Annotated in this window: 12 protein-coding genes and 1 tRNA gene; 5 read left to right on the top strand and 8 right to left on the bottom strand. The window is 70.6% G+C overall.

The features are described 5' to 3' along the window. On the bottom strand, positions 1 to 360 hold a 360-nt coding region (locus VB737_RS02575), incomplete at its 3' end, for an adenosylcobinamide-GDP ribazoletransferase (protein WP_500310872.1). Positions 361 to 460: 100 nt separating this feature from the next. On the opposite strand from VB737_RS02575, the gene tgt reads away from it, so the two are divergent. Both tgt and VB737_RS02585 read left to right on the top strand, forming a co-directional pair. Next, complete coding sequence (gene tgt, locus VB737_RS02580; protein ID WP_500310890.1) at positions 461 to 1,582, top strand: tRNA guanosine(34) transglycosylase Tgt; 1,122 nt, start codon at positions 461 to 463, stop codon at positions 1,580 to 1,582. 32 nt (positions 1,583 to 1,614) lie between these two features. After that, on the top strand, positions 1,615 to 1,773 hold the full coding sequence (locus tag VB737_RS02585; RefSeq protein WP_015109656.1) for a photosystem II reaction center protein K: 159 nt from the start codon (positions 1,615 to 1,617) through the stop codon (positions 1,771 to 1,773). Here the strand turns inward: VB737_RS02585 and VB737_RS02590 are convergent, their stop codons facing one another. Next, a complete protein-coding gene (locus VB737_RS02590; protein ID WP_500310875.1) occupies positions 1,774 to 2,502 on the bottom strand; it encodes a WecB/TagA/CpsF family glycosyltransferase in 729 nt (242 codons plus the stop codon). A gap of 79 nt (positions 2,503 to 2,581) precedes the next feature. Here VB737_RS02590 and VB737_RS02595 point away from each other — a divergent pair, with 79 nt between their 5' ends. Further along, positions 2,582 to 5,836: a glycoside hydrolase family 15 protein gene (locus tag VB737_RS02595; RefSeq protein ID WP_500310877.1), complete on the top strand. Its 3,255-nt coding sequence runs from the start codon at positions 2,582 to 2,584 to the stop codon at positions 5,834 to 5,836. Here the strand turns inward: VB737_RS02595 and VB737_RS02600 are convergent. The 3 genes from VB737_RS02600 to VB737_RS02610 are packed head-to-tail and all read right to left on the bottom strand — an operon-like array spanning position 5,833 to position 8,402. Then, positions 5,833 to 6,825 (bottom strand): Gfo/Idh/MocA family oxidoreductase, encoded by a 993-nt coding sequence (locus VB737_RS02600; protein ID WP_500310879.1) that lies wholly within the window; start codon positions 6,823 to 6,825, stop codon positions 5,833 to 5,835. The two genes, VB737_RS02595 and VB737_RS02600, sit on opposite strands and share 4 nt — an antisense overlap. A 35-nt stretch (positions 6,826 to 6,860) precedes the next feature. Next, positions 6,861 to 8,135, bottom strand: a complete 1,275-nt coding sequence (locus VB737_RS02605; protein ID WP_500310880.1) for a hemolysin family protein — start codon at positions 8,133 to 8,135, stop codon at positions 6,861 to 6,863. Positions 8,136 to 8,177: 42 nt separating this feature from the next. Then, positions 8,178 to 8,402, bottom strand: a complete 225-nt coding sequence (locus tag VB737_RS02610) for a hypothetical protein (RefSeq protein WP_500310882.1) — start codon at positions 8,400 to 8,402, stop codon at positions 8,178 to 8,180. Positions 8,403 to 8,456: 54 nt separating this feature from the next. Between VB737_RS02610 and VB737_RS02615 the strand changes: the two genes are divergently transcribed. Further along, positions 8,457 to 9,122, top strand: a complete 666-nt coding sequence (locus tag VB737_RS02615) for a Fe2+-dependent dioxygenase (protein ID WP_500310884.1) — start codon at positions 8,457 to 8,459, stop codon at positions 9,120 to 9,122. A 149-nt stretch (positions 9,123 to 9,271) separates the two neighbouring features. Here the strand turns inward: VB737_RS02615 and VB737_RS02620 are convergent, their stop codons facing one another. The 3 genes from VB737_RS02620 to VB737_RS02630 all read right to left on the bottom strand — a co-directional run bounded on the left by VB737_RS02620 (position 9,272) and on the right by VB737_RS02630 (position 11,458). Then, entirely contained in the window at positions 9,272 to 10,504 is a 1,233-nt protein-coding gene (locus tag VB737_RS02620; RefSeq protein ID WP_500310886.1) for a glycosyltransferase family 61 protein, read from the bottom strand. Between the two features lie 293 nt (positions 10,505 to 10,797). Then, a tRNA-Ile gene (locus VB737_RS02625) sits at positions 10,798 to 10,870 on the bottom strand. A gap of 30 nt (positions 10,871 to 10,900) precedes the next feature. After that, positions 10,901 to 11,458, bottom strand: a complete 558-nt coding sequence (locus VB737_RS02630) for an Occludin/ELL family protein (RefSeq protein ID WP_500310888.1) — start codon at positions 11,456 to 11,458, stop codon at positions 10,901 to 10,903. Between the two features lie 141 nt (positions 11,459 to 11,599). On the opposite strand from VB737_RS02630, the gene pyrE reads away from it, so the two are divergent. Continuing rightward, positions 11,600 to 12,193: an orotate phosphoribosyltransferase gene (gene pyrE, locus VB737_RS02635; RefSeq protein ID WP_500310892.1), complete on the top strand. Its 594-nt coding sequence runs from the start codon at positions 11,600 to 11,602 to the stop codon at positions 12,191 to 12,193. The last annotated feature ends 212 nt before the right edge of the window (positions 12,194 to 12,405 follow it).

Consider the following 12,405-nt stretch of genomic DNA (forward strand, 5'->3'; position numbering starts at 1 on the left):
CACCAGCGCCAGGGCCTGCACGCCGCTCGCCCCCACCCGGCTGTCGGCCATCGCCTCCAGGCAGCGGTCCCCCGCCGCCAGGCCATCGGCGCTGTCCATCACCCCGTCCATGTGCAGGCCGCCGCTCAGCCACAGGCCGAGCGCCAGCACAAGCGCCACCTGGGCCAGCAGCGGGACCCGCCCCTCCAGGGCCCACCAGAGCAGCCCCTGCAAGGCGCCGAGAACGGCGCCGATCCAGGGGGCGAAGCGGGCGATCCGCTCGAAGCGGGGCGCCGGCGCCGGCCAGGCCGGCAGCACCGAATAGAAGATCCAGGCCCCGGCGAGATCCCGCAGCCACGGTGGAGCGCTCAGGCGGGGCATGGGCAGGGCGGCGGCGGTGGCGGTGCAGGTGGAGAGGTGGGAACCCCGGGTAGCGTCGCAGCAGCGGCGCCTAGCGTCAGCGCAGAGCCGCTGCGGCCTCATCACCTTCGACTTCACGATCACCGCCCGCTGCCCGCGGACCCGGGCCCGCTGCGGCTGCTTCACCACCCCCCACGGCCCCGTCCACACGCCCCGGTTCATGCCGGTGGGCACCGCCGCCACCGTCAAGGGCGTCAGCACGCCCCAGCTGCGGGAGACCGGGGCCCGGATGGTCCTGGCCAACACCTTCCATCTGCATCTGCAGCCGGGAGAATCGGTGGTGGCGGAGGCCGGTGGGCTGCACCGCTTCATGGGCTGGGACGGCCCCCTGCTGACCGATTCGGGCGGCTTCCAGGTGTTCAGCCTCGACGCCATCAACCGGATCGACGACGACGGCGTCGTGTTCCGCTCCCCGCGCGACGGCTCGCGCATCGACCTGACCCCCGAGCGCTCCATGGCCATCCAACGGGCTCTCGGGGCCGACGTGGCCATGGCCTTCGATCAGTGCCCGCCCTATCCCGCCAGCGAAGCGGCGGTGGCCGAGGCCTGCCGCCGCACCCACCGCTGGCTGGAGCGCTGCGTCGCCTGCCACGGCGGCGGCGACCAGGCCCTGTTCGGGATCGTGCAGGGGGGCTGCTTCCCCCATCTGCGCGAGGCCTCGGCGAAGGTGGTGGCCGCGATGGACCTGCCCGGCATCGCCGTGGGCGGGGTGAGCGTGGGCGAGCCCGCCGAGGAGATGCACCGGGTGGTGCGGCAGGTGGGTCCCCTGCTGCCACAGGAGCGACCCCACTACCTGATGGGGGTGGGCAGCCTGCGGGAGATGGCGATCGCGGTCGCCAACGGCTTCGACCTGTTCGACTGCGTGCTGCCCACCCGTTTGGGCCGGCACGGCACCGCCCTGGTGGGGGGCGAGCGCTGGAACCTGCGCAATGCCCGCTTCCGTCACGACCACGGCCCCCTCGACCCCAGCTGCGGCTGCCTGGCCTGCCGGCACCACAGCCGCAGCTACCTGCACCATCTGTTCCGCAGCGACGAACTACTGGGCCGCACCCTGCTGAGCCTGCACAACCTCACCACCCTGTTGCGCTTCACGACCGCCATGGCCCAGGCCATCGGCGAAGGATGCTTTTCAGAGGATTTCGCTCCCTGGGAGCCCGACTCCCCGGCTGCCCACACGTGGTAGGTTCCGGCCATTGCAATGGTTCTCCCCCAGGCATGGCTCTCTCCCTGCTGGCCAGCTACGCGCCCCATACCCTCGCCCAGCTGCCCGAGGCCTACCAGGCCTTCGGCCCCCTGGTGGACATCCTGCCCATCATTCCCCTGTTCTTCCTGCTGCTGGCCTTCGTCTGGCAGGCCTCGGTCGGCTTCCGCTGATCAGCGGCGCTCCCGCAGCACCGCCCAGGCGAAGGCCGGCAGCGAGAGCATCCGCCGCCAGCGGCTGGGCTCCTTGATCAGCCGGTAGAGCCACTCGATGTGCAGGGCCCCCATCCAGGCGGGGGCCCGCTTTTTGGTGCCGGCCCAGATGTCGAAACTGCCGCCCACCCCCATCCAGAGGCCGCTGCGAGGACCGGGCAGCTCCTGGATCCAGGTCTCCTGGCGCGGCACCCCCAGGGCCACCAGCACCAGATCGGGCCGACACTGCAGCAGCTGGTGCTCCAGCCCGGGCCAGGCGTCCGCGCTCTGGTAACCGTGGGCGCTGAAGACGAGCTTCAGCCCGGGCAGATCGTGGAGCAGACGATCCCGCAGCTGATCCATCACCGCCGGACTCGCCCCCACCAGGGCCACCCGCCAGCCGCTGGCGGCCGCATGGTCGAGCAGGCGGCGGGCCAGCTCGATGCCCGGGGCCCGGCGCACCCGGTGCGACTGCCGCCCCAGGGCCCACACCACACCGGCCCCATCGGGGATGACCATCCGGGCCGCCTCGATCGCCGCCCCCAGGGCGGGATCCGCCCGGGCCGCCATGGTCATCTCCGCATTGAGGGTGACGATCTGGCCGCCGCCGGCCGCGTGCAGAGCCACGGCGTCCCGGAAGACGTCGTTGCTTACATTCACAGGGATGCCCAGGACACGGGCACGAACCGGCGTGGTCGCGAGGGCTGCCATGGGAAGGATCGACGGCGGGGAGAATCTATGGCCTGGTTCCACGGCCGCCTCCTCCGGCACGCCCCGTCCTGACGCGACCATGATGAGCACCGCGAGCAATGGCGACAGGGGCGTGATCGATCCGCCCGCCCCTCCCACCGACGAGGCGGAGGCCAGGGAGCTGCTCGAACGGCTCGACCGCAGCATCGAGCACGTCGTCCTGCGGCGCCAGCATCCGATCACGGGTCTGCTGCCCGCCAGCACCGCCAGCACCGTGCACGGCAACTACGGCGATGCCTGGGTGCGGGACTGCGTCTACTCCATCCAGTGCGTCTGGGGCCTGTCCCTGGCCCACCGGCGGCTGCAGGGGCCCTGCCGCCGCAGCTTCGAGCTGGAGCAGCGGGTGCTGCAGCTGATGCGGGGGCTGATGCGCTCGATGATGCGCCAGTCGGCGAAGGTGGAGCGCTTCAAGACCAGCCTCGAGCGCCTCGACGCCATCCACGCCAAGTTCGACACCGCCACGGGGGATCCGGTGGTGGCCGACGACGGCTGGGGCCATCTGCAGCTCGACGCCACGGCCCTGTTCCTGCTGCAGCTCGCCCAGCTCACCCGCTCGGGCCTGGTGATCGTGCAGACCAGCCACGAGCGCGACTTCCTCCAGAACCTCGTCTATTACGTGGCACGGGCCTACCGGGTGGCCGACTACGGCATCTGGGAGCGGGGCGACAAGGGCAACCACGGCCAGCCGGAGCGCAACGCCAGCTCGATCGGCATGGTGAAGGCCGCCCTCGAGACCCTGGTGGGTCTGGACCTCTTCGGCCCCCATGGCGCCGGCAGCAGCTGCCTGACCATCCCCCATGACGCCATCGTGCGGCTCAGGCGGGCCCTGCGCGGGCTGCTGCCTAGGGAGTCGGCCAGCAAGGAGGCCGACAGCGCCTGCCTCTCGGTGATCGGCTACCCCGCCTGGGCCGTGGAGGATCCGGCGCTGGTGGCGCGCACCCGCGAGAAGATACGCAGCGAACTGGCGGGGTCGTACGGCTACAAGCGCTTCCGGCGCGACGGCCACCAGACCGTGATCGAGGACGTGACCCGGCTCCACTACGAACGGGAGGAGCTGGCCCAGTTTGAGCACATCGAATGCGAATGGCCCCTGTTCCTGGCCTACGAGCTGATCACCGCCTGCTGTGAGGGCCGCTGGCAGGAAGCCCGCCTCTGGCGGCAGCAGCTGGAGGAACTGAGCGTGTCGGTCGATGGGGAGGCTTTGCTGCCGGAGCTGTACCTGGTGCCGGAGCGGCTGATCGAGGCCGAGCAGCGCCAGCCGGGCAGCCAGATCCGCGTCCCCAATGAGAACGTCCCCCTGCTCTGGACCCAGAGCCTCACCTGGCTATCAGATCTGCTGCTGCACGGCCTGATCACGGCCGAGGATCTCGATCCCAGCGGGCGCCGCCACCCCAGCCCGCCGGGAGCCGAGGAGGTGCTGGTGGCCCTGGCTCCGGCCGACGACACCATCGCCACCGCCCTGGAGGAGGCCGGCCTGCCGGTGCGGCGACCATCGGACGGGGCGTCCCCCCTGCGGGTGGCCAGTTCCCGCGAGCTGGCCCGGCGCCTGGCGACGGTGGGCGCCAACGGCCGCCTGGGGCTCTCGGGCCATCCGCCGGTGCGCATGGAGACCCAGGCCACCGCCCGGCTCTACCGCCATGACGGCGAACTGATCGGCTTCCTGCCGGCGGTGCTGGAGGAGGACACCTTCTACCTGGCCGACGATGCCCAGGTCCTGGTGGACACGGTGGCCACCGAGGTGCGGGTGCTGCAGCGCCACTGGCGGGGCTCCGGCGCCCCGCTGCTGCCCGTGCCGGTGGCCGCCGGCCCCTTCCGCCGCGACCCCGACGCCTTCCTGAACCTGGGCCGCGATCTGCAGCAGGGCCAGCTGGGCGCGGTGCCGGTGCGGCTGGTGTCGCTGGAGGAGCTGGTGCCGCTGGCCAGCCTGGTCGACCTGCCGCCCCAGTCGCTGGCGGCCTGCGACCTGGTGCCGGACGGCCACACCCTGCTGCCGCCCAGCTCCAGCCACCAGCCGCTCACCGCCCGCCAGGAGCAGGAGCTGGAGGACGTGCCGCTGGCCCATCTGGTGGACAGGCTCTGGGCCAGCCGCTCCCTGGAGGAACAGGCCGAGGTGCTGGAGCTGCTGAGCCGCCGGCTCGGCCCCAATGCCCGCCTGCAGGGACCCCGCAGCGGCCCGGGGGTGCGGCTGATGGTGCTGCTGGAGGAGGTCTACCGCCGCGGCCTGGCCGACGCCGACTGGAGCGTGGTGCGCCGCGCCGCCGGCGCCATGGGTCTGGTGCACCCCCAGCTGGAGGATGCCCTCACCGACCTGCTGCTGCGCCAGAAGCAGGTGGTGGTGGGCCGCAACTACACCCACGATTCGCTCCTCAGCCACCCGGAGGGCAGCCTGGCGATCGCGGCGATGGTGCGCCGTTTCAGCGGCGAGGACGGCCGCGAATGGATGCTGCAGCAGGAGCTCCTGCTGGCCATCGACGCCCTGGCCCGCTCCGACGTGGATCTGCTCAGCGGCAGCCTCACCCTGCAGCTGGGGCAGTTCCTGCTGCTGCTCACCGGCGAGCTGGCGGCGGAGGCCAACCTCAGCCCCAGCGAGGCCTTCGAGGCCCTCTGCGCCCTGCCGCCCCATGCCATCCGCCGCCGGCTGCAGGCCGTGCTGGCCGACGTGGAGCACGCCCGGGCCTCCCTGCAGCGCAAGGAGCAGCTGCACCTGCGCGGGAGGGTGCGCTGGGAGGTGCCCGACCCTCTGGCGGAACTGCCCAAGGACGGCAGCTGGCTGCAGCACCGCATGCGGCTCGGGGCCCTGCAGCGGGTACCGAAGGAGTTCTACCCGGGCATCTGGGACCTGCTGCACCACTGCCGGGGCCTGGTGATCGGCGACAAGCTGGAGCGGCGCAACCGGCTGGAGAGCGCCCCCCTGCTGCGTGAGAAGACGCCGGGGGAGAAGAACTTCGCGATCCTGGTGGAGCACCTGCTCAGCAAGATCGAAGCCCCGGAGTACCGCCGGCTCTGCATCGAGACCCTGCTCACCCTGATGGCCTTCGTGGCCGCCAACCCCCAGGTCCAGTTCGACGACGATCTGGCCCTGGATGTGGTGATCGGCCACGCCGTGCGGGTGGGCTGGCAGCAGCGCCATCCCGAGGTGCCCAGCGACGCCTACGGCCCCCACAAAGCGGAGGCCTGGGATCTCTTCTACCGCTCCTCCCCCGCCGACTGCCGCCGCTGGCAGCTGCTGGCCCTGCAGGAGCTGGCCGACCGGGACGCGGCCCCTGCCGCGATGATCCCGGCGGCGGGTGTCTAGATGGGGGCCTCCAGGGCCATGCACAGGTTGGGCTGCTCGACGCACTGCTCGATCAGGTCGGCCAGCTGGAGGGCCCGGGAGGCCTGCAGGCCATCCACGGCCGGAGTCTCCCGGCCGCGCACGCACTGGAGGAAGTGCTCGAGTTCGGCGTAGAGGGGCTCGATCGAGGTGGTGCTCACCTCTTCGATGAAGCCGTCATTGCGGTAGAGCAGCTCGCCGTGGTCGGCGCTGACCGATTCATGGGAGCGCCGGTGGATACGCAGATTGCGGTTGAGAAAATCCGTCTCCATCAGGCTGCTGCGGCAGTGGGCACTGAGGCTGCGGATCTTGCGGTGGGCCATCTTGCTGGCCGTGAGGCTGGCCACCACGCCATTGGCGAAGCCAAGGGTGGCGTTGACGTAGTCGATCGGGCCATCGGAGCTGCGGCCGCCGGCCGCCGCGAGCCGCACCACCGGGGAGGCGGCCAGTTCGAGCACCAGATCGATGTCGTGGATCATCAGATCCAGCACCACCGAGACGTCATTGGCCCGGTCGGCGTTGGGGCTGTGGCGCCGGGCCTCGAGCACCACCACCTCCTCGTTGGCCACCACCCGCAGCAGCTCCCGGAAGGCGGGGTTGAACCGCTCGATGTGGCCCACCTGCAGCAGGCGTCCCGCCACCTCGGCCGCGCCGATCAGGTCGGCGGCCTCCTCCTGGGTGGCCGCGATCGGCTTCTCGATCAGCACGTGCACCCCCGCCTGCAGACAGGCCATGCCGACCCGGTGGTGCAGCAGGGTGGGCACGGCGATGCAGACGGCCTCCACCTCGGCGAGCAGCTCCTCGTAGGCGGGGAACCAGCGGCAGTCGAACTGTTCCACCGCCAGCCGGCCGCGGGCCTCATCGGGGTCGGCGACTCCCACCAGCTCGGCATCGCGCAGCAGGCTCAGCACCCGGGCGTGGTGCCAGCCCATGTTGCCGATGCCGATGACACCCACGCGCACTGGGTTCATGGCAGGGGCGGAGCAGGTGGGCGCATTATCGATGATCAGGTTCCGTCCGTGCTGGCGAGGGTGATCTGAACCCGCTCGATGCGGGGGCCATCCATGGTGAGCACGTCGAAGCGGACGCCCTGCCAGCGCAGCCCTTCCCCAGGGGAGGGGATGTGCTGCAGCCGCTCCAGCACGAAGCCGGCCAGGGTGTGGTGGCCGTCCGCTTCCGGCAGCTGCAGGCCCAGCTGGCGGTTGAGCTCGACGATCTCCAGATCCCCGGCCGCCGACCAGGTGCCGTCGACCAGGGGCAGCAGGTCCTGGGCCGTCTCCAGGGGGTTCTCGTCCTCGCCGACGATCTCGCCGGTGAGGTCGGCCACGGTGACCAGCCCTTCGGTGCCGCCGTGCTCGTCCACCACCACCAGCAGGGGCTGGCCGCTGCGGATCAGCGGCAGCAGATCCGCCAGGGAAGCGCTTTCCTGCACCTGGGCCACCGGCAGGATCCAGGGGGCCAGGGCCGTGTCGGGGTGGAGGAGGCCCCGGGCGATCGGCTCGGCCAGCCGCCGCAGGTCGAGCATGCCGCGCACGTCGTCGAGGGAGCTGCCGATCACGGGGAAGCGCGCGTGCTGGCTGGCATGGACCGCCTCCATCATCTGGGCGAAGGTGACATCCAGCGGCAAGGTGACCATGCCGGAGCGCGGCATCATCACCTCCCGCACCAGGGTGTCCCGCAGGGAGAAGACCCCTTCGAGGATGCTGCGCTCGTCGGGCATCAGGCCGGTGACACTGCCGCTCTCGATCAGCGTCTCCAGCTCTCCGGCTGAGAGCACCGGCACCAGTTCATCCCAGTTGCGGGGCAGCCCCAGCAGCCGCAGCAGACCGCCACTGAAGCGCTCGATCAGCAGCAGCAACGGTGCCAGGGTGCGGGTGAGCGACTCCAGCAGGGGCGCCAGCCGCAGGGCCGAGCCTTCGGGACGGTGCAGCACCCAGGCCTTGGGCACCAGACCGCCCAGGAGGGTGGCCAGCAGGGCCAGCACCAGGAAGACCCCGGCATCGATCCAGGCCTGCTCGCCCGAGCCCATCCAGCCGGCCACCTGCTCCGCCAGCCCCCGGGCCAGCCAGCCCATGGCCAGCAGCGCCAGCACCAGGCCCAGCTGGGTGGCCACCAGGACGCTGCGCAGGCGGTGCTGGAGCCGGGCCACGGAACGGGCGCCGGGCTCCTCCGCCTCCTCGAGCTGCTGGACGCGGCTGGGCCGAAGACGGATCAGCGCAAGCTCCCCGGCAGCGAAGAAGGCCAGCAGGGCCAACAGGATCGCCAGGACCAGGAAACGCATCGGTGGGGTGTCGTGGCTGAAGGTTAGGCCCCGCCGCCAGGCTCAGCTTTCGCCGCCCTCGCCCCCCTCTCCTCCCTCGCCAGCGTCCCCATCGCCGTCCCTCTCGGCCCCCTCCGGTTGCCCGGGGGCCGGCCGCTCCGGGGCGGGGGCGCTGACGCCGTTCTCGCCGCCCTCCTGGTCCTTCGATGCGGGGCCTTGGGCGCAGCCCATGGTGGCCGTGAGCAGTCCGGTGGTGACGAGGAACAGGGCGATGCTCGATCGGGCCATGGCCTGCACCGTGATGGATGGGGTGAGAATTCTGGGGCAGCGGAGAGCCGGACGATGCAATTCCGTCTTGAACCTCTGCTGAGCAGCGGCCAGGTCGGCGAGCTGCGGCAGGCCCTGCTGGCGGAGGACGCCCCCTGGAGGGACGGGGCCGAAACGGCCGGGTGGCACGCCCGGGACGTGAAACGCAACCGCCAGCTGGACCCGGGATCCTCCCTGCACCAGACCCTCGCCTCCGCCCTAAGCGACCACCTGCTCCAGCATCCGCTGCTGCAGGCGGCGGCCCTGCCGGTGCGGCTGCACAGCCTGCGCTTCAGCCGCTGCGGCGTCGGCGAGGGCTATGGCCGCCACGTCGACAATGCCTTCATGGCCGGCGGCCGCTCCGACCTCTCGTTCACCCTGTTCCTAAGCGAACCCGAGCAGTACGACGGCGGGGCGCTGGTGCTGGAGGATCCGGGGGGCGAGAGCGCCCTGCGGCTGCCGGCCGGCCATGCCCTGGTGTATCCGAGCTCCCTGCTGCATCGGGTGGAGCCCGTGACCCGGGGCGAGCGGCTGGTGGCCCTGGGCTGGATCCAGAGCCGCGTCCGCCGCAGCGACCGACGCGAACTCCTGTTCGAGCTCGACACCGCCCGCCGTGCCCTCTTCCAGACGCAGGGCAAGGACGAGATCTTCGATCTGCTCACCCGCAGCTACACCAACCTGCTGCGGATGTGGGGGGAGTGAGGGGGATGGGGGTCGCGAGGATCGCGCCCAACAAAGGGACGCGGATGTATGGTGCCGCCCGGCAAGTCGTTCCGCCTCAGGCTGAGCAACCGCCGACCCTGTCCGCCGAAGTCGGTCAAGCCTGAGGCAGTTTACAGCTCTCGCCGTGATCAACGACGGGAACTCCATCGGCGTCGCAGTTGTCGGGCGGCGCCGCCGTAGGCGATGCGCCCCAGCAGGCTGGCCCAGCCGGCCGGGCGATACAGCACAAGTGACTGCGCCACCGCGAGATTGGAGCGACGGTCGAGGTTGCGCATATGCAGCCCGGAGGTCGCAAACCAGCGCCGTAGATCACGCGCCTCGGCTTCAAGGAATCGGCGGCGGTCGAGGTAGGGGCGCAGGTCCGCCCCCTCGGCGGCCAGCTCCTCCAGCAATCGGTCGATATCCATCAACCCCAGTGCCAGTGTGACCGGCAGGCGAGGGATGCTGCTGCAGACCCCGGTGATTTCGCCGCGCACCGCATCCAACGAGGCGAAGTCTTCGGCACGAGGGGGGATGAAATTGCTGCCGAAAGAGTTGCCGGCGCGGCGGCGTATCAGGATCACCTTGCCGATGTTCCTGCCCATCAGCTGCAGACCGTGGGCTGCGGAGCCGTCGACGAAGACCAAAGTCGCGGCCGAGGCATAGGTGGCGAGCTGCTCCGCCAACGGAACCTGCTCAGGACGGAAGACCCGAGCGCCGGCCAGCTCAAACAGAATGTCAAGGTCCGATTCTCCTGCAATGGAGGTTCGGACACCTGAACGCGAGACAAACACGATCCCCTTGCGTGCCGGCGTCCCAAGCTGGCGACGGGCGTGATCGGTCAGCGCCTTGAGGTGGGCGGCGCCAGGGGCGGATGCGACCAGGTCAGCGGGCGCTGATGCGTCGGGACGCAGCAGGCGCTCACCCTGGGGCGCCACGTGGAGCCGGCGGAAAAGGGTGGGTCGGTCGACGATCAGGACCCGTTCTGGCGGCACGCCGAACCAGTCAAGAATCGCGCGAAACAAGGGCGGCGTCGTCGCCAGTTCGAAGTTTCGGCTGCCAAGGCAGGCTGAGAACACCAGCGTCGCATTCGGGTTCTGCAGGAGCGCTAAGGGGATACGCATAGAAAACTCGACAACCTGGTGACCGAAATGGTCCTGGATCGGCCCGGCCCAGAAGAAGTTGCCACCCTCCAGCACCACTTCAGGCACCTGCGGGGCAGGCCGTTCGTCGATCGCCTCGGCGCCCCAGAAGTGCCGGGCGAGGGAGATGTCGTCCCAGTCCGGCCAGACAGGACCGCCGACATGCCCTCGGTTCCCATCGCTATGCAAATTTGAATAGGGCACAGTAACAATATCTTCGTACACGAGAACCGTTGACATGTCACTCGCACCGGATGGACTCATGAGAAATAGCCTCAAGCGGAGAGAGAGGGGGGATACGTGCGCCGAAGGCACTGACACTGATCGTTACCCGCCGTTCCGAGGGGTCCGATCAATACACTTCAAGATTGAAGAATCGATACGGAATGACCACCCTGACTACAAGTTGGTGGACATCATTCTGTCAGCCCTAGTCAGGGCCATGAGCTTATGGTCAGAGTCAAAAGATGGCCCTGGAGCCTCGACCGCCGGAAAGATAAAACGTCCTGCAGTTCACGACGGGGCGGAGGGGATGGGGGTCGCGAGGATCGAACTCGCCTAAGGCGAATTATGAGTTCGCTGCATTCACCAGATTGCTAGACCCCCGGGGGACGAGCCACCGCCTGGGTGGAGGCGTCACCAGAGGCCCCGGATCGGCGGGGTCCAGGTGGTGCCGGCCGGCGGCCGGACGTAGGTGGGGGTGGCGGCCCCCGCCCCGAGGCTGGTGCTGAAGCCGTTGGTGATGTCGGCGGTGCGCTGGGGCATCAGACCGCTCTGATCCGTCAGCATCACCGACGCGGTGTTCTCGATGGCGGTGCCGTCCCAGATGATGTTCTGGTCGGGGAAGCCGAAGGCGACGATCCTGCCGCCATCGCGGCCGGGGATCGAGAGACCGAGGGGGTCGGTGATCTGGTGCAGCAGGTTGACGCCCTGGGCGAAGGGTGCCGAGAAGCTGTAGAAGCGCTGCTCCATCAGCTCGGGGGCGGAGCGCGTCACACCGCAACGGGTGACCTCCACCGGCCCCGTGCCGGCCGAGCCGGGGATGGGGGCTTCGAGGGTGGTGGTGCAGAGGACCGGCCCGGCGAGGGCGGGGGCCAGGACGGCAAAGGGGAGCAGGGCGGTGAGGCCCAGGGTGAGGCCCGCGGTGAGACTCGCAGCGGGGGGGGCAGGCACTGCCAGGATCGGTGCTGTCATGGGGTCTGCGGGCCCAGCTCCGGGGCGATATGAGCGCACGTTAGCGACCTCTGACGCTCTCGCCCATCCATGGCCTTCCGCATCGGCCCCCTCTGCGCCGCCGCTCCCTCAACGCCGCCCCCCCAACGCCGCCCCCCGTCGATGGTCACCCTGCCCTCCAGCCCCAGCCAACAGCGTTCCGCCCTGCTCGCCCTGCTGGCGGAGCGGGCCTACCGGCTGGGTGACTTCACCCTGGCCTCGGGCCGCCGCAGCCCGCACTACGTCAACTGCAAGCCGGTGAGCCTGAGCGGCACCGGCCTGGCCCTGCTGGGCCGCCTGATGCTGGAGTTGGTGGAGGGCGAAGCCGCCGCGGTGGCGGGGCTCACCCTCGGGGCGGATCCCCTGGTGAGCGCCGTGGCCCTGCAGGCCGCCCTGGCCGGCCGCGACCTCGATGCGCTGATCGTGCGAAAGGAAGCCAAGGGCCATGGCACCGGCGCCTGGCTCGAAGGCCCCCTGCCACCGGCCGGGAGCCGGATCACGGTCCTCGAGGACGTGGTCACCACCGGCGGCTCGGCCCTCAAGGCCGTGGCCCAACTGCAGGAGGCGGGCTACGCCGTGGAGCGGGTGGTGGCGATCGTCGATCGCCAGGAAGGCGGGGCCGAGGCGATGGAGGAAGCGGGCCTCGACCTGCGCAGCCTGTTCCTGCTCGAGGAGGTCGCCGCCACGGCCGCCGGGCTGGACGGCGCGGCAGGCTGATCCCACGGCAGGCTGAACCCGCGACAGGCTGAACCCCGCGACCCGCTCCGCCATGGCCCTCTCCCCCGACCCGATGCCGGCTGCGGCCGATCCCTGGCGCTGGACGCCACCGGAGGCGAGCCGCTGGTCGCGGCCGGTGGGCCTGCTGCGGCTCGACGGCCCCGACACCCTGCGGGTGCTGCACGGCCAGACCAGCCAGGCCCTCGAGGGGG

It is taken from the genome of Synechococcus sp. BA-120 BA3 (assembly GCF_034931285.1).
GTDB lineage: Bacteria > Cyanobacteriota > Cyanobacteriia > PCC-6307 > Cyanobiaceae > Cyanobium.

What these genes read in the sequence shown, in the direction of transcription:
- VB737_RS02585 (WP_015109656.1), top strand. Translation starts at nt 1,615, where the DNA reads ATGGCTCTCTCCCTGCTGGCCAGCTACGCGCCCCATACCCTCGCCCAG.
- VB737_RS02590 (WP_500310875.1), bottom strand. Translation starts at nt 2,502, where the DNA reads ATGGCAGCCCTCGCGACCACGCCGGTTCGTGCCCGTGTCCTGGGCATC.
- VB737_RS02595 (WP_500310877.1), top strand. Translation starts at nt 2,582, where the DNA reads ATGATGAGCACCGCGAGCAATGGCGACAGGGGCGTGATCGATCCGCCC.
- VB737_RS02600 (WP_500310879.1), bottom strand. Translation starts at nt 6,825, where the DNA reads ATGAACCCAGTGCGCGTGGGTGTCATCGGCATCGGCAACATGGGCTGG.
- VB737_RS02605 (WP_500310880.1), bottom strand. Translation starts at nt 8,135, where the DNA reads ATGCGTTTCCTGGTCCTGGCGATCCTGTTGGCCCTGCTGGCCTTCTTC.
- VB737_RS02610 (WP_500310882.1), bottom strand. Translation starts at nt 8,402, where the DNA reads ATGGCCCGATCGAGCATCGCCCTGTTCCTCGTCACCACCGGACTGCTC.
- VB737_RS02615 (WP_500310884.1), top strand. Translation starts at nt 8,457, where the DNA reads ATGCAATTCCGTCTTGAACCTCTGCTGAGCAGCGGCCAGGTCGGCGAG.
- VB737_RS02620 (WP_500310886.1), bottom strand. Translation starts at nt 10,504, where the DNA reads ATGTCAACGGTTCTCGTGTACGAAGATATTGTTACTGTGCCCTATTCA.
- VB737_RS02630 (WP_500310888.1), bottom strand. Translation starts at nt 11,458, where the DNA reads ATGACAGCACCGATCCTGGCAGTGCCTGCCCCCCCCGCTGCGAGTCTC.
- pyrE (WP_500310892.1), top strand. Translation starts at nt 11,600, where the DNA reads ATGGTCACCCTGCCCTCCAGCCCCAGCCAACAGCGTTCCGCCCTGCTC.